This window comes from Herbaspirillum sp. CAH-3 (genome assembly GCF_009668275.1).
GTDB lineage: Bacteria > Pseudomonadota > Gammaproteobacteria > Burkholderiales > Burkholderiaceae_D > Herbaspirillum > Herbaspirillum aquaticum.
This window is the reverse complement of record NZ_VSWE01000004.1, coordinates 274,020-294,850: the sequence shown is the minus strand read 5'-3', so window position 1 is coordinate 294,850 and position 20,831 is coordinate 274,020. Positions and strand designations below refer to the sequence as shown.

19 protein-coding genes and 1 riboswitch are annotated in these 20,831 nt (G+C 64.4%); of the genes, 11 read left to right on the top strand and 8 right to left on the bottom strand.

Features of this window, described 5'->3' with window-relative positions:
* The first annotated feature begins 61 nt into the window (after window positions 1–61).
* Window positions 62–1,945 (top strand): AI-2E family transporter, encoded by a 1,884-nt coding sequence (locus FYB76_RS07395; RefSeq protein ID WP_154133188.1) that lies wholly within the window; start codon window positions 62–64, stop codon window positions 1,943–1,945.
* Window positions 1,946–2,049: 104 nt separating this feature from the next.
* Here FYB76_RS07395 and ilvD read toward each other — a convergent pair whose 3' ends face one another.
* Both ilvD and FYB76_RS07385 read right to left on the bottom strand, forming a co-directional pair.
* On the bottom strand, window positions 2,050–3,912 hold the full coding sequence (gene ilvD, locus FYB76_RS07390; RefSeq protein WP_154133187.1) for a dihydroxy-acid dehydratase: 1,863 nt from the start codon (window positions 3,910–3,912) through the stop codon (window positions 2,050–2,052).
* Between the two features lie 199 nt (window positions 3,913–4,111).
* Window positions 4,112–5,554 (bottom strand): MFS transporter, encoded by a 1,443-nt coding sequence (locus tag FYB76_RS07385; protein ID WP_195724589.1) that lies wholly within the window; start codon window positions 5,552–5,554, stop codon window positions 4,112–4,114.
* Window positions 5,555–5,962: 408 nt separating this feature from the next.
* Here FYB76_RS07385 and FYB76_RS07380 point away from each other — a divergent pair, with 408 nt between their 5' ends.
* Window positions 5,963–6,916, top strand: coding sequence for a 2-hydroxyacid dehydrogenase (locus FYB76_RS07380; protein ID WP_154133186.1), 954 nt, complete (start codon window positions 5,963–5,965; stop codon window positions 6,914–6,916).
* A gap of 67 nt (window positions 6,917–6,983) precedes the next feature.
* A complete protein-coding gene (locus FYB76_RS07375; protein WP_154133185.1) occupies window positions 6,984–7,904 on the top strand; it encodes a LysR family transcriptional regulator in 921 nt (306 codons plus the stop codon).
* 1 nt (window position 7,905) lies between these two features.
* Here FYB76_RS07375 and mntP read toward each other — a convergent pair whose 3' ends face one another.
* Window positions 7,906–8,487 carry a manganese efflux pump MntP gene (mntP, locus tag FYB76_RS07370; RefSeq protein WP_154133184.1) on the bottom strand — a complete coding sequence of 194 codons (582 nt, stop codon included), beginning with the start codon at window positions 8,485–8,487 and terminating at the stop codon, window positions 7,906–7,908.
* Between the two features lie 8 nt (window positions 8,488–8,495).
* A riboswitch (yybP-ykoY riboswitch) is annotated at window positions 8,496–8,676 on the bottom strand.
* 103 nt (window positions 8,677–8,779) lie between these two features.
* The gene (locus tag FYB76_RS07360) at window positions 8,780–9,718 is read right to left on the bottom strand and encodes a cation diffusion facilitator family transporter (RefSeq protein WP_088756479.1); all 939 of its coding nucleotides are present in this window, start codon (window positions 9,716–9,718) and stop codon (window positions 8,780–8,782) included.
* A 267-nt stretch (window positions 9,719–9,985) separates the two neighbouring features.
* Here FYB76_RS07360 and FYB76_RS07355 point away from each other — a divergent pair, with 267 nt between their 5' ends.
* Window positions 9,986–11,623, top strand: a complete 1,638-nt coding sequence (locus FYB76_RS07355) for a DUF342 domain-containing protein (RefSeq protein WP_154133182.1) — start codon at window positions 9,986–9,988, stop codon at window positions 11,621–11,623.
* A gap of 130 nt (window positions 11,624–11,753) precedes the next feature.
* Window positions 11,754–12,152, top strand: coding sequence for a hypothetical protein (locus tag FYB76_RS07350; RefSeq protein ID WP_154133181.1), 399 nt, complete (start codon window positions 11,754–11,756; stop codon window positions 12,150–12,152).
* Window positions 12,153–12,173: 21 nt separating this feature from the next.
* Here FYB76_RS07350 and FYB76_RS07345 read toward each other — a convergent pair whose 3' ends face one another.
* Window positions 12,174–13,022, bottom strand: coding sequence for a LysR family transcriptional regulator (locus FYB76_RS07345; RefSeq protein WP_088756482.1), 849 nt, complete (start codon window positions 13,020–13,022; stop codon window positions 12,174–12,176).
* A gap of 135 nt (window positions 13,023–13,157) precedes the next feature.
* Between FYB76_RS07345 and FYB76_RS07340 the strand changes: the two genes are divergently transcribed.
* The 5 genes from FYB76_RS07340 to FYB76_RS07320 all read left to right on the top strand — a co-directional run bounded on the left by FYB76_RS07340 (window position 13,158) and on the right by FYB76_RS07320 (window position 16,720).
* A complete protein-coding gene (locus FYB76_RS07340; RefSeq protein ID WP_088756483.1) occupies window positions 13,158–14,171 on the top strand; it encodes a bile acid:sodium symporter family protein in 1,014 nt (337 codons plus the stop codon).
* 128 nt (window positions 14,172–14,299) lie between these two features.
* Window positions 14,300–14,671, top strand: a complete 372-nt coding sequence (locus tag FYB76_RS07335; RefSeq protein ID WP_088756484.1) for a VOC family protein — start codon at window positions 14,300–14,302, stop codon at window positions 14,669–14,671.
* A 122-nt stretch (window positions 14,672–14,793) separates the two neighbouring features.
* Entirely contained in the window at window positions 14,794–15,537 is a 744-nt protein-coding gene (locus FYB76_RS07330; RefSeq protein ID WP_186450200.1) for a YafY family protein, read from the top strand.
* Between the two features lie 115 nt (window positions 15,538–15,652).
* The gene (locus FYB76_RS07325) at window positions 15,653–16,069 is read left to right on the top strand and encodes a DUF2325 domain-containing protein (RefSeq protein ID WP_145606918.1); all 417 of its coding nucleotides are present in this window, start codon (window positions 15,653–15,655) and stop codon (window positions 16,067–16,069) included.
* 129 nt (window positions 16,070–16,198) lie between these two features.
* Complete coding sequence (locus FYB76_RS07320; protein WP_154133179.1) at window positions 16,199–16,720, top strand: hypothetical protein; 522 nt, start codon at window positions 16,199–16,201, stop codon at window positions 16,718–16,720.
* A gap of 96 nt (window positions 16,721–16,816) precedes the next feature.
* Here the strand turns inward: FYB76_RS07320 and FYB76_RS07315 are convergent, their stop codons facing one another.
* From FYB76_RS07315 to FYB76_RS07305, 3 genes are all read right to left on the bottom strand, one after another.
* Window positions 16,817–17,641 (bottom strand): GGDEF domain-containing protein, encoded by an 825-nt coding sequence (locus FYB76_RS07315; RefSeq protein WP_154133178.1) that lies wholly within the window; start codon window positions 17,639–17,641, stop codon window positions 16,817–16,819.
* A gap of 223 nt (window positions 17,642–17,864) precedes the next feature.
* A complete protein-coding gene (locus FYB76_RS07310; protein WP_154133177.1) occupies window positions 17,865–19,433 on the bottom strand; it encodes a methyltransferase regulatory domain-containing protein in 1,569 nt (522 codons plus the stop codon).
* A 54-nt stretch (window positions 19,434–19,487) separates the two neighbouring features.
* Entirely contained in the window at window positions 19,488–19,922 is a 435-nt protein-coding gene (locus tag FYB76_RS07305; protein WP_088756490.1) for a nucleotide pyrophosphohydrolase, read from the bottom strand.
* 158 nt (window positions 19,923–20,080) lie between these two features.
* On the opposite strand from FYB76_RS07305, the gene FYB76_RS07300 reads away from it, so the two are divergent.
* Entirely contained in the window at window positions 20,081–20,674 is a 594-nt protein-coding gene (locus tag FYB76_RS07300) for an attG domain containing protein (RefSeq protein WP_088756491.1), read from the top strand.
* Window positions 20,675–20,831: the final 157 nt, after the last annotated feature.

Below are 20,831 nucleotides of genomic sequence, written 5' to 3'. Positions count from 1 at the left end.
GGCAACGGCTATACTCGCGCTGCATTCCTGACCGGCCTGCCTTCCTGCCCACATCCACGCCATGCAAAACCTCAAGTCTTCCGCCTTCTCGCGCCTGAGTTCCACCACCCTGCTGGGAGCTGCCGTGGTGCTGGGCATGCTCTACTTTGGTCGCGACATCCTGGCCCCGCTGGCGGTGGCCGGGATCGCCAGCCTGATCATCCTGCCGCTGGTGAGGAAGCTCGATGCCCTCGGCCTGAACCGGGCGGCGGCCGCGATGGTCTCGGTGCTGCTGGTCGGTGGCTGCCTGGTGGCGCTGGCGGTGGTGCTGACCTTCCAGCTGGTGAGCGTCACCAGCGACCTGCCCCAGTACCGCGACGCCATCCAGGACAAGGTGGAAAGCGTGCGCACCATGGCCGAGCGTCCCTTCGCCCGGCTCGAAGCCGAACTGAGCGCAGTGATCCCGCAGCCGCTGCCGGAGAGCGCACGCAGCGGCAAGAAGAATAGCCGTGCCGCTGCCGCCGCCGCTGCAGCAGCCGCCACGCCCGAAGCCGATACCCGCATGTCGGTGCGCGGTGCCTTGCGGCGCCTCTTTGCGCTGGCCTGGGGGCCGATCGGCCAGGCCGGCATCGTGCTGGTGCTGCTGGTCTTCATCCTGCTGGAACAGGAATCCCTGCGCGAACGCCTGATCCGCCTGGCCGGGCTGACCGAGATGAGCCGCACCATGCAGGCGCTGGGCGATGCGGCCGAAGGGGTGTCGCGCTTCTTCTTCTCGCAGTTCATCGTCAACCTGGTGTTCGGACTCATCATGGGCGCGGTACTGGCCGCCGGCGGCGTGCCGCACGCGGTGCTGTGGGGCGCGCTGGCCGGGGTGCTGCGCTTCGTACCCTACCTGGGGGCGCTGGCTTCCGGGCTGATGATTTCGGTGTTCATCGCCGCCATCGATCCCGGCTGGTGGCTGGCACTGTCCTTCCTGGCCTTCTATGTGGGACTGGAAGTGATCGTGGCCAACTTCATCGAGCCGCGCGTGTATGGCCACAGCTCCGGCCTCTCCCCGCTGGCGGTGATCGTCTCGGCGCTGTTCTGGGGCACGCTGTGGGGGCCCATCGGCCTGCTGCTCTCCACCCCGTTGACGCTGTGCCTGGTGGTGGCCGGACGTCACGTGGCCGCGCTGGAACCGATCACCATCCTGCTGGGCGAAGCGCCCGACATGACCCACGCCGAGCGCTTCTACCAGCGCGCCCTGGCCGGTGAATCGGAGGCCATCATCCGCGATGCACGCGGCCATCTGCAAAAGCAGAGCTTCGCCAAGTATTGCGACCAGATCCTGCTGCCCGGCCTGGCCCTGGCGGCATTGGACCTGCGCCATGGCCGCATCGAGGGTGCGCAGCAGGAACGGCTGCTGCATTCGGTCTCGCAACTCACCGAAGTGCTCACGCAGAGCCCGGGCGCGCCACGCAGCCTGCGTCGCCGGCGCGAAGTGCCGCTGCTCAACAGCGGCGTGGGCGCGCACCTGCGCGAACTGCGTCAGGCGCGACTGGGCCGCTGGCAGGGTTCGCTGGATGTGCCGCAGGGCTCGGTGGTGCTGTGCGGCGGCTTGCGCGGTGAGCGCGATGACCTGCTCTCCGAACTGCTGGTGCATGCCCTGCGCGTGACCGGCATCGATGCCCGCAGCATCACGCTGGACCAGCCCGAGGATGAACAGCCCGATACCAGCAAGGCGGAACTGGTATCCATCGTGTTCCTGATCTATCCGGTGCGCGAGAAGCTGGAGGCGTGGATGGCGGTGGTACATGACCTGCGCGAGAACCTGCCACATGCGCTGCTGGTCACCATCCGCCCCTCCTTCTTCAACGAGGAAGTGGAGGCCGCGACCGTGAAGGAACAGGTGGACATGGTGCTGTCGTCCTTCGAAGAAGGGCTGGCGTTTGCGTCTACGCATATGCGGCCGGCCATCAAGGCATGAGCCCACGCAGGTTCAACTGCGCACGAAAAAAAACCGCCCGGCTTTGCGCCGGGCGGTTTTCTTTTGCTGCATCGTTGCGTCACCGTCAGTGACGGCCACGGAAATTAACGCTTCAACTGCGACAGGTCACGCACGGCGCCGCGATCGGCCGACGTGGTCAGCGCCGCATAAGCCTGCAGTGCCTGCGATACCACGCGCTGGCGGTTGCCCGGCTGCCACGCGGCATCGCCACGGGCTTCCATCTCGGTCCGGCGCTTGGCCAGTTCTTCACCGGAGATGCGCAGGTTGATGGTGCGGTTGGGGATGTCGATATCGATCATGTCACCCTCTTCCACCAGGCCGATGGCACCGCCTTCGGCCGCTTCCGGCGAAGCGTGGCCGATCACCAGGCCCGAGGAACCGCCGGAGAAGCGGCCATCGGTAAACAGTGCGCACGCCTTGCCCAGGCCCTTGGACTTGATGTACGAGGTCGGGTACAGCATTTCCTGCATGCCGGGACCGCCCTTGGGACCTTCGTAACGCACGATGACCACGTCACCGGCCTTGACCTTGTCGCCCAGGATGCCTTCGACGGCTGCGTCCTGGCTTTCGAATACGCGCGCCGTGCCGGAGAACTTCAGGATGCTTTCATCCACGCCTGCGGTCTTGACGATGCAACCCTTCTCGGCGATGTTGCCGTACAGGACGGCCAGGCCGCCGTCTTGCGAGTAGGCGTGTTCACGATCGCGGATGCAGCCGTTGGCGCGGTCCAGGTCGCTGTCTTCAAAACGCTCTTCCTGCGAGAAGGCCGTTTGCGTGGGCACGCCACCGGGGGCGGCACGGAACAGCTTGTGCACGGCCGGGTCGCTGGTGACGCGGATGTCGAATTTCTCGATGGCTTCACCCAGGGACTTGCTGTGCACGGTCGGACGCGAGGTGTCCAGCAGGCCGGCGCGGGCCAGCTCACCCAGGATGGCGATGATGCCGCCGGCGCGGTGCACGTCTTCGATGTGGTACTTGTTGGTCATCGGCGCCACCTTGCACAGGCAGGGGACCTTGCGCGAGATGCGGTCGATGTCGGCCATGGTGAATTCCACCTTGGCTTCGTGGGCTGCGGCCAGCAGGTGCAGCACGGTGTTGGTGGAGCCGCCCATGGAGACGTCCAGGGCCATGGCGTTTTCCCAGGTTTCCTTGGTGCAGATGTTGCGCGGCAGGATGCTGTAGTCGTCCTGTTCGTAGTGGCGCTTGGCCAGTTCGACGATCAGGCGGCCGGCGCGCAGGAACAGTTCCTTGCGGTCGGCGTGCGTGGCGAGCACGGTGCCATTGCCCGGCAGCGACAGGCCCAGTACTTCGGTCAGGCAGTTCATCGAGTTGGCGGTGAACATGCCCGAGCAGGAACCGCAGGTCGGACAGGCCGAGCGTTCCACTTCGGCCACGTCGGCATCCGAGATGTTCTTGTCGCCGGCCTGGATCATGGCGTCGACCAGGTCGAGCTTGATGACCTTCTTGTCGGTGTTGACGGTCTTGATGACCTTGCCGGCTTCCATCGGGCCACCGGAGACGAAGATCACGGGGATGTTCAGGCGCATGGCGGCCATGAGCATGCCCGGGGTGATCTTGTCGCAGTTGGAGATGCAGACCATGGCGTCGGCACAGTGGGCGTTGACCATGTATTCGACCGAGTCGGCGATCAGGTCGCGCGAAGGCAGCGAGTACAGCATGCCGTCGTGGCCCATGGCGATGCCGTCATCCACGGCGATGGTGTTGAATTCCTTGGCCACGCCACCGGCCGCCTCGATCTCGCGCGCCACCAGCTGGCCCAGGTCCTTCAGGTGCACGTGGCCGGGCACGAACTGGGTGAAGGAGTTCACGACCGCAATGATGGGCTTGCTGAAATCGCCATCCTTCATGCCGGTGGCACGCCACAGCGCACGCGCGCCGGCCATGTTGCGGCCTTGGGTGGTGGTATAGGAACGGTAGGTCGGCATGATGGGTGTCTCCTCAGGGCTGCTTAGGGAAAAAGGGAGCACAAGAGTGCCTTCGGGGGCAGTGTTTGTCCAATATATAATTCGATGCCTATTAATATCCGATGGATATTATTCCAAAACAACATCAATCGACTCTGCAGGCAGGCAAAAGGCCCGCACCATGGCGGGCCCCTCCGAACATTCAAGGCGGTGAGAAGGCTCAGGCTTCTTCTCCGGCCTTTCTCACCGTGATCGGCTCCACCACGCTCAGCAGCAGCACCAGGCACAGCAGCGAGGTACCGACCATGTAGAGGAAGACACTGCTCCAGTCATAGCGATCCAGCAGCATGCCCACCGCCAGGGGCGCGCAGGCGCCACCGATCTGGCCCAGCGAATTGACGATGCCGAAGGCGGTCGGATAGGTTGACTTGGTCGCCAGCCCCATCGGGTAGGCCGAATACCCGGCAAAGCCGATGCCCAGCATCAGGCCCGACAGCATCAGCATGGCGCCCAGGTAGAGCACACTGTCCGGCGCTTCCACCAGCATCAACGTCATCACGGCGGTGCCCAGCGCACCCAACAGCATCATGGGCTTGCGGCGGCCGCCCAGCAGGCGATCCGAGATCACCCCGCCCAGCATGTTGCCGGCCACCGCACCGATGAAGGGCGCCGAGGCCAGGAAACCCATCTTCACCGAGGCGAAGCCCTTGACCGTGACCAGGTAGGTCGGGATCCACGACATGAAGATGTTGCTGATGCCGATCATGCAGCCATAGCCGATGGCCACGCCGATCACGTTCCAGGAGGTGAAGACCTGACGCAAGGTTTCCAGGCGCGGCACGCGGCGGGTACGGTTGATGCCGTCCAGCCAGGGCATCGGCGCCACCTGCGCGCCCTGGGCGGGACGCGCGCCGCCAGTGGCCGGCGCGGCCGGGACGTCCTGCGTGATGTAGCGGCGTTCGGCCTCATTGCAGAAACGATTCTCGGCCGGCGAATTGGTCACCAGGAAGAACCACAGGATGGCCAGGAAAATGCCCGGCACCGCAAATACGTAAAAGATTTCGCGCCAGCCCCAGAGCTGGATGACGATGATGCACACCGTCGGCACGATCAGCGGGCCAAGTTTGGAGGCGGCAATCCAGAGCCCGGTGGCCGTGCCTTTTTCCTCGGGCGGGAACCAGCGGTTGATGACGTTGGTACAGCCGATGCCCAGCGGTCCTTCCGACAAGCCCAAGCCCACGCGGTAAAGCTGCAACAGCAGCACCGAGGAGGTCGTGCCCATGAGGCCGGTGAAGAGCGAAGTCAGTAGTATGAAGACCGAAAACAGGATGCCGGTGGTCTTTTCACTCAGGCGCTTGTACATCAGCCCGACCGGAATCTGCACGATGCCATAGGCGAACGAGAACAGGCTCACGATCAACCCGGCTTCGGTATTGGAGATGCCGTATTCCTTCTTCATGTACGGCAGGGCGATGCCGAAATTGGCGCGATCGGCGCAGGCGATGGCCCAGATCATGAAGATCAGGCCCATCACCACCCAGCGATAGCGGGTCGGTTTCTGCTGGGCCAACGGTGTGGCCGCGCTGGCGGCCGGGGCGGCGGATGAGGCGGATGCGGCGGAACTGCGGCGGCCGACCGGGTCGGCGGCGTCGACATGATTCATCGTCGGACTCCTTGGGCGTGTCTCGTGTTTATCGTTATGGATGGCGGCAATGGCGTGGCACTGCCGCGCTCAGGACGGCAGCGCGCGGCCGGTCCGGGGTGATCCCAGGTTCATGCTTGTCTCCTGTGCGGGTGGCGGGCTTTGTTATGTGTCCCTTGAGGGATCTGTTGACGCCCGGCATTCATCTTGGCCCCTGCGTGTCCAGGTGGCCGACGCTGGGAATCATGGCCGCGGCCCCGCATGGCGTCCAATCTTTTCTGGCTATCAAGTGATGTGCGGATTGAATCGATACTGATACCGAACCAGCCACCATTTCGTGAATCAATTGATAGCCTTTTCGGATTGGACGCTCGGCCGGAATGCCCGCATCATCCGCCGGCATTGCCACCGAACGAGAAGGAGACCCTCATGAAACGCCACGTGCTGCAGCTCAATCCCATCCTGGTCCCGGCCATCAACGACAAGCTGGAAAGCCTCTATCACATGCACCGCCTGTTCGAGCAGGAGGACAAGGAAGCCTACATCGAGCGCCATGGTGCGGTGATCGAAGGCGTCATCACCGGAGGCCACACCGGCATCAGCAATGCGCTCATGGATCGCCTGCCGGCGCTGAAGGTAGTGGCGGTCAATGGTGTGGGCACCGATGCGGTGGACCTCAACCATGCGCGCAGCAAGGGCCTGCCGGTCACCGGCACCTTCGGCGCGCTGACCGAGGATGTGGCCGACCTGGCCTTGGGGCTGATGCTGGCGGTGAGCCGGCAGATCTGTCCAGGCCATGCTTTCGTGCAGCGCGGCGACTGGGTGCGCCATCCTTCGCCGACGGCCATCCCGCTGTCACGCCGCCTGAGCGGCAAGCGCGTGGGCATCGTCGGCATGGGCAAGGTGGGCCGCGCCATCGCCCAGCGCGCGGCAGCCTTCGGCTGCCCGGTCGCCTATACGGACCTGCGCGCCATGGAGGACCTGCCCTACACCTTCCAGGCTGAGCTGCTGCAACTGGCGCGCGAGAGCGATGTTCTGGTGCTGGCCGCTGCCGCCGACAAGGCGCAAGGCATCATCAATGCCGCCGTGCTCGATGCGCTCGGGCGCGAAGGCATCCTCATCAACATCGCGCGCGGCAAGCTGGTGGTGGAAGAAGACCTGGTCGATGCCCTGCAGCGCGGCGTGATCGCCGGTGCGGGACTGGATGTGTTCGTGGATGAGCCCAACGTGCCGGCGGCCCTGCTGGAGATGGACCAGGTGGTATTGCAGGCGCACCGCGCCAGCGCTACCGTGGAGTCCCGCACGGCCATGGGCGAGATGGTGCTGGCCAGCCTGGCGCAAGGCCTGGCCGGACAGCGGCCAGAGGGTAGCCTCACTACCTGAAGAGATCATGGCCGTGGCCGGGAGCGTACCTGCCTATAATGCACGCTCCCCTTACCGGCGAATTCCCATGCTCGATCTGGCTCAAGTCCGTTGTTTCGTGGTCGCTGCGACCGAACTCAATTTCCGCCGGGCGGCGGCACTGCTGAACATGACCCAGCCGCCCCTGTCACGGCAAATCCATCTGCTGGAGCACAGGCTGGGCGTGCAATTGTTTGAACGAGTCGGGCGCACCGTGCGCCTGACCACCGAAGGCCGGGTGTTCCTGGCCGATGCCTCACGCCTGCTGCAGTTGTCCGAACAGGCCGAGAGCACGGTGCGCCGCGCCAGCCAGGGCAAGACCGGGCGGGTGCGGGTCGGCTTTACCGGTGCGGCCGGCTACGAGCTGATTCCGGAACTGCTGATGCAGGCGCGCCAGAGCCTGCCCGAGATCGACGTCGTGCTGTTCGAACTGATTTCGGTCGCCCAACTGGAGGCCTTCACCGCCAACACCATCGACATCGGCTTCCTGCGGCCGGTCTCATCACGCCAGCCGCTGGAATTGCAACTGGTGGATGACGAGCCCCTGGTGCTGGCGATGCCGCAAGGCCACGCGCTGGCTGCGCATGAACGCATCGCCACGGCCCAGCTCGATGGCCAGCCCTTCATCATGCATTCGCCCACGCATGGAAAATATTTCTACGAACGCATCATGGCCATGCTGGGTGCGGCGGACGTCAAACCCGATTTCACGCAATACATCGACCAGAGCCACACCATCCTGTCGCTGGTGCGTGCCGGGCTGGGCGTAGGCATCCTGCCGGCCTCGGCCCAGCGTTTCCGTTACGACCGGGTGGAATTCCGTCCACTGGCAGGCGAGGTGCCGCGTGCGGAGATGAGCATGGCCTGGCGCGCGGACCAGGACAATCCGGCGGTCACGGCCTTCCGCCTGATGGCCGCCGACTACTGTGCCGCGCGCGCAGCCAGGCTGCGGCAGGCGGCACCGGCCTGAATCAGCCGCCCGCGCGGCTCAGGTGTTCATAGAGGATCGCAGCGCCCACGCCAATCAAGACCACGCCACCGATGATCTCGGCACGCTTGCCGATCAGGTGGCCCAGCACGCGGCCGACCATTACGCCGATGGTGACCATGGTGGTGGTGGCCAGGCCGATCAGGAGCGCGGCTTCGAGGATGTTGACGTCGATGAAGGCCAGGCCCACGCCCACGGCCATGGCGTCGATGCTGGTGGCAACCGCAGTGAGGGCCAGCATGACCACTGATTGCTTCTGCGGGGTGGTGCCGGCGTCTTCTTCCTCATCGTCGTCGCTCAAGCCTTCGTGGATCATGCGCGCGCCCAGTACCAGCAGCAGCACGAAGGCGATCCAGTGATCCCATTGCGAGACCCACTTGGTCGCGACGGAACCGGCGAACCAGCCGATCAAGGGCGTGATGGCTTCGATCACGCCGAACAGCAGGCCGATGCGCAATGCCTGCAGGAAGCGGGGCTTCTGCATGGCGGCACCCTTGCCGATGGCGGCCGCAAAAGCGTCGGTGGACATCGCCAGCGCGAGGAGAAGGAGAGCGGGGAAATTCATGAGCGGGGATTCCTTGGCCGGGCGAAAAGTCCATGGACGCGCCTGCGCGCCCAGCCTGGCCGCAGGATACGTCTATGGTCTCGCCTACCTGGATGGCTACCCGCGCCACGGCATCGATGCTGCCGAGAATGTTGACACGGGCTCTTCCGGATGACCCGAAAGCTGGCTACTCCCCAAAGAGAAGCCCGGATTTTAAACGAAGACGGCCGCGCTAGACAAGTTGTCGTGCCGGCTTCGTCAGAATGATGCGGCGTACGCTACACAATGTATTGCCAGGCAGATATTGTGACGATCAGTGCGCTCCACCCTGACCCACCGGATCCACATGCGTCATCACATCCAGCACATGATGCGCCGCCAGCACCCGGCGCCGCGCCTCAATGGCAATGGCATGGCCTTCGGTGACCGTGATGCCTCCATCGATTTCCAGGTGCACATCCACCAGCGTGAGATCGCCCATGCGCCGCGTACGCAGGTCATGCAGTCCCTGCACCCCGGGCGTGGCGAGGATGGTGGTGCGAATGGCCTCGGCTTCTTCCGCCGACACGGCGCGGTCCATCAGGTCATGCAGCGCGCTCCAGAAAAATCCCCAGCCGGTGCGCACCACCATCAACCCCACCACTGCCGCCGCTACCGGATCGAGCAAGGTGAAGCCAGCCAGGCTACCCACGATGCCCAGCGCCACCACCAAGGAGGAGGCCGCATCCGAACGCGCGTGCCAGGCATTGGCCACCAGCATGCTGGAGCGCACACGCTCGGCGATGCGCAGCATGTAGCGGAACAGCAGTTCCTTGGCCAGCAAGGCCGCCAGCGCTACCCACAAGGCCGCCACGTGCACCGGCGGCGTATGGCCGTAGTGCTGGATCTTCTGCGCCGCCGACACCAGCATGCCCAGGCCCACGGCCAGCAGCAATGCACCCAGTGCCAGCGAGGCCGCCGTTTCGTAACGCTGGTGACCATATTGATGATCGTCGTCGGCCTGCTTGCGGCTGTGATGGCCCGCCAGCAGCACCACGAAATCGGAAATGAGATCGGAGAGCGAATGAATGCCGTCCGCAATCAGGGCCTGCGATCCGGAAAACACGCCCGCCGTCACCTGCAGCATCACCAGCGCGATATTGACCACGATGCTCACCAGCGTACTGGTGCGGCCGGCCCGATAACGGGCCGCACTCAAGGCATCATCGCGAGGATCTTCCCCCTTGAAGTCTTCTATTTGGGTACTTAACATAAAACCAACGATAAGAGCCTAATCTAGAGCCAAAATTGGCAAAACTTGTGCTATCGAACAAATTACTGGATCATCTTGCCACATTACAATGTCATCCGTATTGCGTCAGGGGGACTGCCGCCGCCTTTTTGCCGGTGCGGTCAGCAACGCGCCGGATCACGGCCCGCACCTCCATAGCAGGACCAGACATCCCCGCGTCCATGGCTGTTGCCATGACACGCGAGCGATCCGAGACAGACCCGGTGCAGCCTTACATCGAGGAACAGCATGAACCAAGCAACCCCGCAACCGCTGTCATTTGCGTTCGACAGGGCCAGCGGCGAACTGAGCGCCACCTGGCAACCCGTGCAGGGCTTCCCGCCGCTGACGCTGGCCTTCCTGAAACAGGCCATGACCGACCATGGGCTGACCAAACTCTTTTTCCAGGATTCGGTCCTCAATAGCTTCGTGCGCAAGGCCGAGGATGCCAAGGAACCCGTCACCCAGGTCATCGCCGAACGGCGCGATGGCGAATTCTCGCTCGATGTGTCCGATGACCTGATGATGGCCTCGCTGACCCTGGTGCCGCCCTACGGTGGCCGCGCCAAGAGCGTGGAAGTGGTCAACGCCATCCGCGCCGCCGGCATCACTTACGGCATCCTGCACGAGCAACTGCGCGGGGCGCTCTCGGCCGGTTTCTGCAACAAGCTGGTGGTGGCGCAGGGCCTCATGCCCACGCCTGCCGAGCCGGCCCGTTTCGAGAGCCTACTGGAAGAAAAGGAAGAAGAGCTGGCCGACATCGACGAAGATGCCGTGGTCTCCTATGCCGACATGGGCCACATCCTGCTGGTCAAGGTCGGGGACCCGCTGATGCGCCGCACGCCGCCGGTGCCGGGCCAGGATGGCATCGACATCCGTGGCGGCAAGGTGCCGGCACGGCCGATTGCCGATGTGCCTTTCGCCAAGGAATGCATCGGTGCAGAACCGAGTGAAGAAGATCCCAACCTGCTGGTGGCCATCGTGCCGGGCCAGCCTACGGTCATCAAGAACGGGGTGAAGGTCAATCCGGTGCTGGATGTGGAAAACGTCGACCTCTCCACCGGCAACCTGAGCTTCGAAGGCACGGTGCGCGTCTCGGGCGACGTGCTCACCGGCATGAAGATGAATGTGGGCGGCGACGTGGTGATCAATGGGACCGTCGAAGCGGCCGAGATCGTGGCCGGTGGCAGTGTCACGGTCAAGGGCGGCGTGATCGGCCACAGCGAAGGGGTGACCGCGCAGGCCGGCACCACCGCCATTGCCTCGCGCATCAGTTCGCAAAAATCGGTGCAGGTGATGTTTGCCGAGAGTGCCCACATCGAAGCGGCCGAGGACATCCTGGTCCTGGGCAACGCCCGTCACTGCGAACTGCTGGCCGGCAACGAGATCACCGTCGGCAAGGGCAATCCACGTACCGGCCACATCATCGGCGGCCGCGTGGAAGCCACCAACGTGATCCGCGCCAACGTGATCGGTGCTTCCACCACCACGCATACGCGTATCCAGGTCGGCCTCGATCCGTATCTGGAAGAGAAGATCGCCATCAAGGAACAGGAATACACCCGCAAGGTGGCCGAGCTCGATCGCACCATCAAGCAGCAGAGCTACTACAAGCTCAATCCCGAGAAGGCCACTCCGGAACTGCTGCATGAGACCAGCGACAAGCGCAAGGCGCTGGCCTACGAGGTCAAGGTGTTGCTGGAAGAAGTGAGCCAGATGAAGGAAGGCATGGTGGCCGCCGAAGACGCACGCATCATCGTGGCCAAGGCCGTTCACGAAGGCACGGAATTGCGCATCGGGCATGAAGTGTGGCCGGTGCAATCAGACCTGGGCGGCGGCACCGCACAGCTGTTTGAAGGCGATATCCGCTACAACCCGAAAAAATAGTGTTCGCCGTTTTTATTTTTTGTTCTTTTCTTTTTTCATTTTCAGACAGCCTGTGGATAAATCGTTTATAGCATTTACGCTTCGCTTATCCACAGGGCATTGCGCCTTGGCGCACTGACCGGTCCCGCTCATGCAAGACCTGCTCCCCCATCCGGACCTGGCGCAACTGCGCGCCCTGGCAGCCGACAGTGCGGCCATCACCGTGGAGTGCAATTGCCGCGCGGCCGACAGCAGCGGCTGGATCAGCCTGCCGCTGTCGCTGCCGGAGACGCAATTGGTGGACGTGGCCACGCTCATTGCCGATCCCTACGACGAACCCACCTTCACCGAATACCATCCCCAGGGCACGCGCTACGCCTCGCCCGAGGCGCCTGTCGCGCCGGCCTGGTATCCGTACAACCGCTGCAATATCGCTCGCTGCACGCAGTGCGGACGCCACTACCTGCGCTACATGGAAGCCGGTGGCTATTTCGTGGACCGACGCATCCGTTCCCTGAATGACCCGGCGCTGATCGTCGAGGCTGCCTGAAACCCGCTCGCGCTTGACCGTTCAGCCGCGACTCAAGCGGCTGGCCATCAGGATCTGGTACAGCGTATCGGCCGGCCGCGACAGCCGCCGCGCGGTGAGCGCCACATATTCCACATCCGGCAGCCGCGGCAGCGCCGCATGGTTCAACGGCACCACCAGGTCACGCGAGGCCAGATGCTGCGGCAACGCCGCCAGCCCCAGCCCGCCACGCGCCGCTGCCATGCAGCCCGCATGACTGCCGCTGGTGCAGACGATGCGCCAGTGATGACCCGACTTGCCCAGCGCCTGCAAGGTCGCCGCCCGGGTGATGCTGGGCTCGGGCAGCAGGATCAGGGGCAAGGGTTCGGTGAGGTCGACCAGGGTATCGGGCCGGGTGAGCCACTGCATGGGCGTGGAGAACATGCTGTGGCCGCGCGATTCGCCCGCGCGCCGTTTGCCCACCAGCAAGTCCAGCTTGCCCTGGTCCAGCGAGGCATAGAGCTCGCTGGTGAGACCGATGGTGATTTCCAGTTCGACCTCCGGATGCTGGCTGCGAAAGGCGGCCAGCATGTCCGGCAGCGGACCCATGGCGAGGTCGTCAGAAGTACCGAAGCGAACCCGTCCACGCAGACGCGGAGCACTGAACTGGGCCTCGGCGCGCGCATGCGCCTGCAGGATCAGGCGAGCATGGACAAGCAGGCTTTCGCCATCGGCGGTCAGCGCCAGGGAATGCGTATCGCGCACGAAGAGGCGACGGCCCAGGCTCTCTTCCAGGCGGCGGATGTGGTCGCTGACGGTTGATTGCGTCAGCCCGAGCTGGCGCCCGGCCTCGGTGAAGCTGGACGAAGCCGCAGCGGTGGCGAAGGTCTGGAGCCAGAGGGGATTGAGCATGCGGCCATTATCATCGGACTTTCCGATGACAGTCAACGGGATCAGAGGGGTTCCCGATGGCCGTGCGCTTTCCTATCATGAGGGCAAACCCGAATCTTCCCTTCATCGTCCCTTCATTTTCTCCGCGAGCGCGCCATGAACCGCTTTCTCCCCGACCGCTTCACCCAGTTGCTCATCGGCACCGTGCTGCTGGCCACCTTCTTCCCGGCCACTGGCAGCTTCGAGCACTTCATGCACATCGCCAGCAATGCGGCCATCTCGCTGCTGTTCTTCCTGCATGGTGCCAAGCTCTCCCGCGAGGCGGCCCTGTCCGGACTGAAGCAGCCGCGCCTGCATTTGCTCACGCTGGCCTCGACCTTCCTGCTGTTCCCGCTGCTGGGCCTGGCCTTGAAGAGCGCCGTGCCCGACCTGCTGACGCCGCAACTGTGGATGGGCGTGCTGTTCGTCTGTACGCTCTCCTCCACCGTGCAATCCTCAATCGGTTTTACCTCCATTGCACGCGGCAACGTGCCGGCGGCGATCTGCGGTGCCACGGCCTCCAACCTGCTGGGCATCGTCATCACGCCGCTCCTGGTCACGCTGCTGCTGCATCGTCATCACGAAGCCAACGGCATGTCGCAGGTGCTGAGCATCCTGCTGCAACTGCTGCTGCCCTTCGTGCTGGGCAACCTGATGCGCCCGTGGATCGGCGACTGGATCAATCGCCACAAGGTCATCGTCAATGTGGTCGATCGCGGCGGCATCCTGTTGTCGGTCTATGCTGCCTTCAGCGTGGCCGTGGCACAGGGCGTCTGGCACCTGTTCCCGCCGGGCCAGCTGGCCTTGCTGGTGCTGGTCAATGCGGTGTTGCTGGGGACCGTGCTGCTGGTGACGACCTATGGTGCCCGCGCCCTGAAGATGCCGCGCGGCGATGAAATCGTGCTGGTCTTCTGCGGCTCCAAGAAGTCGCTGGCCTCGGGCATCCCTATCGCGTCGGTGCTGTTTGCCGGCAGCGGTGCAGCGGTGGTGCTGCTGCCGATCATGCTGTTCCACCAGATGCAGCTGATGCTGTGCGCGGTGCTGGCGCGGCGCTATGCCGCTGGCCACGAAGATGAACAAACCGGCGGGCAGCCTCAGCAGGAGGGCGTTGCAGCGGCGGCCACGCGCTGATTGCTGACCAATTCTTCCCCGGGGGCGCGAGGGCTACTGACAGGACGGTGTCAGTAGCCCCCGCGCATGATGCGTTCCATGCCAGCCGGCATAGACAACGCTCCCCTCACAAGAAAAGGAAGAACACCATGCAAACCCAAGTCAACTGGTTCGAGATCGCCACCAAGGACCTGCAGCGCGCCACCCGCTTCTACGAAGCCGTCTTCGCTACCAGGCTGCGCCAGGAGCAATTGTCCGAAGAAGGTCCGATGGCCATCTTCGTGCGTGACGATGGCCAGTCCATCGGCTGCCTGACCGGCCCCGGCTGGCTGGAACCCGCTCGCCAGGGCACGCTGATCTACCTCGATGCCGGCCCCTCGATCCAGGCCGTGCTCGACCGCGTCAAGGCCGCCGGTGGTGAGGTCACCATGGAACGCTTCCAGCTGCCCAACGATATCGGCTACATCGCCCAGTTCATCGACAGCGAAGGCAATCGCCTCGCCTTGCACGCGATGCACTGAACGAGCCGGATCGGCTCGCCAGGCAACGCCATGGCCGCATCTTGCACAGCAGCATCGAAGTTCGTGGCGGGCCGGGAGCATGCGTGCCAGAATGGCCCGCATCATTTTTCACCGTCCCTGCCATGCGTCGAGCCGATCGCCTGTTCCAGATCACCCAGTACCTGCGCGGACGCCGTCTCACCACGGCGCGCCAGCTGGCGCAATGGCTGTCGGTATCGGAACGCACGGTCTATCGCGACATCCGCGACCTGTCGCTGTCGGGCGTGCCGGTGGATGGCGAAGCCGGGGTCGGCTACCGCATCAAGCCCGGCTATGACCTGCCGCCGCTGATGTTCAATGCCGATGAAATCGATGCGCTGGTGATCGGCATGCGCATGGTGCAGGCCTGGGGCGGCCCGCAACTGGGTGCCTCGGCGGCTTCGGCACTGGCCAAGGTAGTGCTGGCCCTGCCCAAGGAAAAGCGTGATTTCGTCGAGGCCACACCGCTCTTTGCCCCCGCCATGCAGGACGACTGCGGCCAGGGCGAACGGCTGGAAGCCATCCGCCAGGCCATCAACAGCCGCCACAAGCTGCTGCTGCACTACACCGATGCCCAGCAGCGCAGCAGCCAGCGCGTGGTGTGGCCACTGGCGCTGGCCTTCTTCGGCGGCACCTGGCTGCTGGCCGCCTGGTGCGAAACCCGTGACGATTTCCGTTCCTTCCGCCTGGACCGTGTCCGGCAGATGAGCGAACACGGCCATTATCCGGACCGCAATGGCCGTCGCCTGCCGGACTTCGTGCGGGCCATGCAGCGCCAGGTGCGCGCACAACAATCCTCGGCGATACCGGCCACGCCGCCGGGCGCCGCCGTGCCGCCTGCGGCCTGATCCGCACCCGGCTGGCGCCAACGCAAAGCGCATATGCTGCTGCGGATTGATTCGTTCGCAAGCGGCAAGACAGCAGTTAGGCTGGGACCGTCACTCACTTCCTGCGAGTCCCCCCATGCGTGCTGCTGCCTCCGCTTCCGCCTCCACGGCTGCCCCCATCGCCTTGTCGCTTGGCGACCGCTGTGTGCTCTGCGTAGGCGGCCTGACCGGCGCGCGCAATCACTACCGGGCCGAGATCGAAACCCGCGCCGGGCGCTTCCTGCATCACGACGGCGGACGCGAAGACAACCTGCACCGGCTCACGCCCATGCTGGCCGCGGCTGACATCGTCATCTGCGCCTCCGGCAACATCAGCCACAACGCCTATCACCTGGTCAAGAGCACCTGCAAGAAGCTGGGCAAGCCTTGCGTCCTGGTCAAGGGCACCGGCATCGCGTCCTTCCTCGATGGCCTGGGACACCTGGCCGCCAGCGAAGCGCCGCAGGAAGGCCGCTCGGCGCGCGGCGACCGGGTGTTGCGCGGCAAGCGCTAGGGCCTCCCGCCGGGCGGCAAAAAAGACGGCTGTTTGGAAAAAATCCCAAATCCCCCCTACAATCGACTCCCCGGCCCGCCCCGCGTGCCGTACCGATAACATGCCAAGAGGCAATTTCCGGGAGTTCGTTTGAAGATCGCATTTCGCCTGTGCACTCGCCTGCGCCCGCGCCTGGGCGCGCTGGTGCTGACGCTGGCCGGTGCCGTGGCCGCCGCACCCGCTGCGCAGGCCGCGCCGCAACCCAGTTTTGGCATCGAGGTCGGCAATGCCTTGCTGTGCCTGAACCAGCTCAACAGCAAGTATTTCTACGATTACCTGGTGGCTGCCTTCGGGCCGCCCTACAAGACCGAGGGCGGAGCCTACTGGTTCAAGGCCACCAATGTCTCGCTGTGGGGCATGCAGGCCACCGATTTCCTGGTCAATGACAGCAACAGCCAGGCCGATTTCATCGGTGCCTATTTCAATACCACCCCGGTCAAGTTGACCGATGCCATCAAGGGCGCGCTGGGCATCCGCTTCACGCCCGAGGATGACTCGGCCTATCCGGTGCGGCAATCGCAGGCCGGCAGCAAGATCGTCTACAACGATACCAACGCCAAGATGTATTGCGCCAAGTCCAAGTTCCTCGTGCCGGGGCCCGAGCAACCCTGAGCCCGGCAGCAACCTGTAGAACCATGAAAAATGCCGCGCGGTGGGTGACCACCGGGCGGCATTTGTCGTTGCAGCACTGCGTTGGGGTGCGGCGGCTCAGGCCTGTTTGAGGTCCTCGGCGGTGCGGATGCAATCGCGGCCGGAAGCCTTGGCCAGGGCCAGGGCCTGTTCCGATTCGCGCAGTACGGTCTCGGGTTCGTCGACCTGGCGCTGCGGGGCAACTGCCGCGATGCCGATGCTGATGGTCACGCGCCCGGTCGGGCTGGCGCTGTGTTCGATGTTGAGCTGCTCGATCGACTTGCGGATGCGTTCGGCCACGATCAGCGCGCCGTCCAGGCGCGAGCCGGGCAGCAGCACGGCGATCTCCTGGGTACCGAAGCGCGAGAGCAGGTCTTCCGGACGCACGTTGGTATCGCGGATGGCGCTGCCGACACGGCGCAAGACCTTGTCACCGGCCATGCGGCCATAGCTGGCGTTGTACTCATCGAAGAGATCGATGTCGATCATGATGATGGCCAGCGACAGGTTGGTGCGCGCGGCACGGTTGAATTCTTCCAGCAGGCCGCGCTCGAACTGGCGGCGATTGGCCAGGCCCGTGAGTGCATCTTCCAGGCCGACGCGGGCCAGCGTCTTTTCCATTTCTTCCAGGTGCGTGCGGGCGTCGTCGCGCTGCTCTACGAGCTGCTTGTGTTCTTCCTGCAGTTGCTGCATGCCTGCCTCCACTGCCGCGAGCGGTTGCAGCCATTGCCGGGCCAGCAGCCAGGACAGCAAGGCCGACAACAGCACCAGCACCACGGCGGCCATGACCAGGCCCTGCGTGCTGCCATTGAGGGCCATGGCGGTGAGCACGACGGCGGTGAGGAGCGCGGCAGCGGTGCCGGACAGGGTCAGGCGCGTTTGGAGTTGACGAGACAGGGACATAAGCTGGAGACCGACTTTCCTTAATGAGAGGCACGGCTGTGATGGCCGGCAATACGGCCACGCGAAATGCTACAGGCTAGTGCGCTGCGATGCAACGCGATTGCAGCCAGGCAGTGCGATCCTGCTGCCTTGTCAGGGCGCTGTCACGCCGCTGTCAGGCCGCGCGTGAGGATTCCCCAAAAATCATGCACCGCAAGCTCATCCGTGGCGCAGCGCAGCAGGTTCAGGCAACCTGCAAGGCCCGCAGCAAGGGCAGCCGGGTGCGCGCGAAGAGCCGCGCCTGGGTCGCCAGTTCGGCCAGGTTCTCGGCCCCCCCTTCCAGCCGCACGCCATCGCGCACCAGCCGCTTGCCTTGGGCGGCGATATGCTGCCAGGCCTGGGCCGGCCAGGCTTCCACGTCGTCGCCGCAGATCTCGCGCGCCAGCAGGAACAACTGCTCCACCCGCTCCACCTTCACCCCGCCCCCGGTCAGGGGACTGGCCAGGTGGCTGATGTCGCCCTCCTGGCTGTCCGGCAGCACCATGGCCGCGCGTTGCAGCAGGTAGGCATTGAGGTCGGCGGTGCGGCGGGCGATCTGGGCGAAGGTGGCGGCATCGGGCTCGGGCGGCAGCGGGGCGGCGTGGCCAGTACCGATGAGCATCAGGGCCGAGTCGATCACCTGCGACAGGTTCAGGTTGCGATGTGCCAGCGAGGCCGCCAGGTCCACCAGCGTGTGCGGCTGGTAGTCCGAGAGGGCTTGCAGGATGGGCTCATAGATGAGGCGGTTGAGCGTGATTTCGGAGGCCACGTTCTGGATTGTCAGCGGCACCTTGTCCGGTTCGGTCAGCAGCACCACGCTTTGCAGCGCCAGGGCCTGCACGCGCTGGCGCTCATCGAGCACCTGGCCGCCGCGTACCCAGTAGTCGCGCCGGAATGTCTGGTTGACCATGAAGTCGCGCGTGCTCTGGTACAGCACCGGGTCCTCGATCTCGGCCAGGTACTGGCGCTGCGCGGGCGTGAAGTTGGCCATGTCGAGATGGTCGATGTAGTGCGCCGGGCAGGCGAACTGCAGGCCCGCTTGCGAGAAGCGGCGATGGATCTCGGCGAAGGGCTCGGCATGCCAGTCACGGTTGAAGTATTCGTGCGCGAGGTAGCTGCGGGGCTGTTGCAGCAGCATCTTGAGGCGATCACGCATGAAGGGGTTGGCCTGCGCATACACCGGATCGGTCTCGAAGAGACGCGTGGCAAAGGCCAGCGCGGCTTCGATGCGGGCGGCGGTAGGCAGGCTGCGCTCCTCGTTGCCGGCCAGTTGCGTGTGCTGCACCAGCAGGTCGCGCAGCGGCATGAAGGCCGACCAGCCTGGCTGGGTGTTGTAGCTCAGGTAGAGCACGCCGCCGGGCTTGAGCTTGCGATCGATGAAATCGAGGATGATCTGGCGGTTGTCTTCGGAGACCCAGCTCCAGATGCCATGCAGTGCGATGAAATCGAAATCGGGCAGGTCGTCACGCCGGCAGAAATGCGAGAAGCTGGAATCCTCCAGCTGCGCGCCACTGCCACTGGCAGCCGCCAGTTCCTGGGCAAAGGCCGCCTGCAGTGGATTGAAATCATTGCCCCACCAGCGCGTGGTGGACGCTGCCGCGTGAAAGTTGGTCGACAGGCCCTGCCCGAAACCCAGTTCGCAGGCGGTCTGGATGGCCGGTGCCTGCAGGCCGTGGAAGGCAAAGGCCAGCGGCAGGCGCGCCGGATTCATGCCGGGGTAGTAGCCATAGGTGTAGGCGATGTCGACGACGTAACCGTCATTCCAGTTGGTCAAGGCAGGCTCCGGGCAGCGAACGTGTGAGGAGGACAAGCAAGGATGAGGCCTGCGTCAGCGGTCACCGGACCCGGCGTCTGCGTCTGCATCGGCGGCGGAACCGGCCAGGGCGCTGTATTTGCGCGCGTTGCCCCGGGCCAGTTCGACCGGGTACTTGCGGCGGTTCAGTTCCATTTTTTCCAGGACGGCGCTGCGCAGGTCCACGCCGGTGTGGTCGGCCAGCTGGATCAGGTAGACCAGCACATCGGCCATCTCATGGCGGATGCCTTCGCGGGCGGCATCGTCGAGCTCATGATCGGCGCCGGTAGGCAGCCACTGGAAGTGCTCCACCAGCTCGGCCACCTCCACCGAGAGGGCCATGGCGAGATTCTTGGGCGTATGGAACCGCAGCCAGTCGCGCTCGCTGGAGAAGTGACGGATGATCTCACGCAGTTCGTGCAGATCGGACTGGACGGCGACTGGGGGCTGGCCGGAAGGGGAAGCTGTCATGGCTTGGCGTCGGTTCGGATGTTGTCGTATTGCCTTGTTGTCGGCAAGGTACTTTATCACCAACACACACAAACCGGCCTCCACGCTTGATCTGCGACAGGTTCAAGCGCTCCGTAAATGATGCACAATGTAGCGAAACACGCGACATTCTGACGAACATGCTGACACTTTTACGATCCCCGCTGCGTCTCTTGTCCTGCACCCTGCTGGCCACTTCCTTGTTGGCCGCCGGCTGTGACCGCCACATCGACCAGGAACTGGCGGCCCACGAAGCGGCGCAGACCACGCTGGGCCTCACCCCCAAGCAGTTCGCCGATCGCTTCAACAACCGGCTGGCCGACGTGCTCAAGGACATGAAAGTGGAAGAGCCCGAGCACATGGCCCACCTCTACATGCTGGACCCGTCGCGCCTGCATCCGGGCAAATATGAATACGTGCTCGACACCCAGGTCGGCCCGGCCCAGACCACGCTCATCGGCACGCTCAACAAGAAGGGCGAACTGCGCAACGTGGGCGTGATGATGACCAACAAGGTCCCCGGTGCCCGTGACGAATTCCTGATCTGCGCCTCCAGTGCCGCGCGCAGTTTCATCTCCGGCAGCGAGGACAAGCTGCTGCCCCTCATTACCCGCCTCACCACGGTCGCCCTGGACAACCCCGGCCAGCGCATGACCGAGGTCGTGGCCGACCAATTGCTCTCGGTAGAACTGGTACCCCAAGGCGTGCTGTTCCAGGTACAGCCCCGCCAATAAGCGTCCACGGCATTGCCGGGGCGATGATGGGCGGAAACAATTTCCGTCCATCATCGCCCCTGCCCCGCCCGGCAGGAATGCCGGACCTGTTTCCGGTTCACCCGTGGAAAGCCCCGCCTTTTTGACCGATTGAAAGCGAAGTACAGCGTTTAGATTC

Bases quoted from the DNA above. Each gene is read 5' to 3' on its own strand.
- FYB76_RS07395 (WP_154133188.1), top strand. From the start codon at position 62: ATGCAAAACCTCAAGTCTTCCGCCTTCTCGCGCCTGAGTTCCACCACC.
- ilvD (WP_154133187.1), bottom strand. From the start codon at position 3,912: ATGCCGACCTACCGTTCCTATACCACCACCCAAGGCCGCAACATGGCC.
- FYB76_RS07385 (WP_195724589.1), bottom strand. From the start codon at position 5,554: ATGAATCATGTCGACGCCGCCGACCCGGTCGGCCGCCGCAGTTCCGCC.
- FYB76_RS07380 (WP_154133186.1), top strand. From the start codon at position 5,963: ATGAAACGCCACGTGCTGCAGCTCAATCCCATCCTGGTCCCGGCCATC.
- FYB76_RS07375 (WP_154133185.1), top strand. From the start codon at position 6,984: ATGCTCGATCTGGCTCAAGTCCGTTGTTTCGTGGTCGCTGCGACCGAA.
- mntP (WP_154133184.1), bottom strand. From the start codon at position 8,487: ATGAATTTCCCCGCTCTCCTTCTCCTCGCGCTGGCGATGTCCACCGAC.
- FYB76_RS07360 (WP_088756479.1), bottom strand. From the start codon at position 9,718: ATGTTAAGTACCCAAATAGAAGACTTCAAGGGGGAAGATCCTCGCGAT.
- FYB76_RS07355 (WP_154133182.1), top strand. From the start codon at position 9,986: ATGAACCAAGCAACCCCGCAACCGCTGTCATTTGCGTTCGACAGGGCC.
- FYB76_RS07350 (WP_154133181.1), top strand. From the start codon at position 11,754: ATGCAAGACCTGCTCCCCCATCCGGACCTGGCGCAACTGCGCGCCCTG.
- FYB76_RS07345 (WP_088756482.1), bottom strand. From the start codon at position 13,022: ATGCTCAATCCCCTCTGGCTCCAGACCTTCGCCACCGCTGCGGCTTCG.
- FYB76_RS07340 (WP_088756483.1), top strand. From the start codon at position 13,158: ATGAACCGCTTTCTCCCCGACCGCTTCACCCAGTTGCTCATCGGCACC.
- FYB76_RS07335 (WP_088756484.1), top strand. From the start codon at position 14,300: ATGCAAACCCAAGTCAACTGGTTCGAGATCGCCACCAAGGACCTGCAG.
- FYB76_RS07330 (WP_186450200.1), top strand. From the start codon at position 14,794: ATGCGTCGAGCCGATCGCCTGTTCCAGATCACCCAGTACCTGCGCGGA.
- FYB76_RS07325 (WP_145606918.1), top strand. From the start codon at position 15,653: ATGCGTGCTGCTGCCTCCGCTTCCGCCTCCACGGCTGCCCCCATCGCC.
- FYB76_RS07315 (WP_154133178.1), bottom strand. From the start codon at position 17,641: ATGTCCCTGTCTCGTCAACTCCAAACGCGCCTGACCCTGTCCGGCACC.
- FYB76_RS07305 (WP_088756490.1), bottom strand. From the start codon at position 19,922: ATGACAGCTTCCCCTTCCGGCCAGCCCCCAGTCGCCGTCCAGTCCGAT.
- FYB76_RS07300 (WP_088756491.1), top strand. From the start codon at position 20,081: ATGCTGACACTTTTACGATCCCCGCTGCGTCTCTTGTCCTGCACCCTG.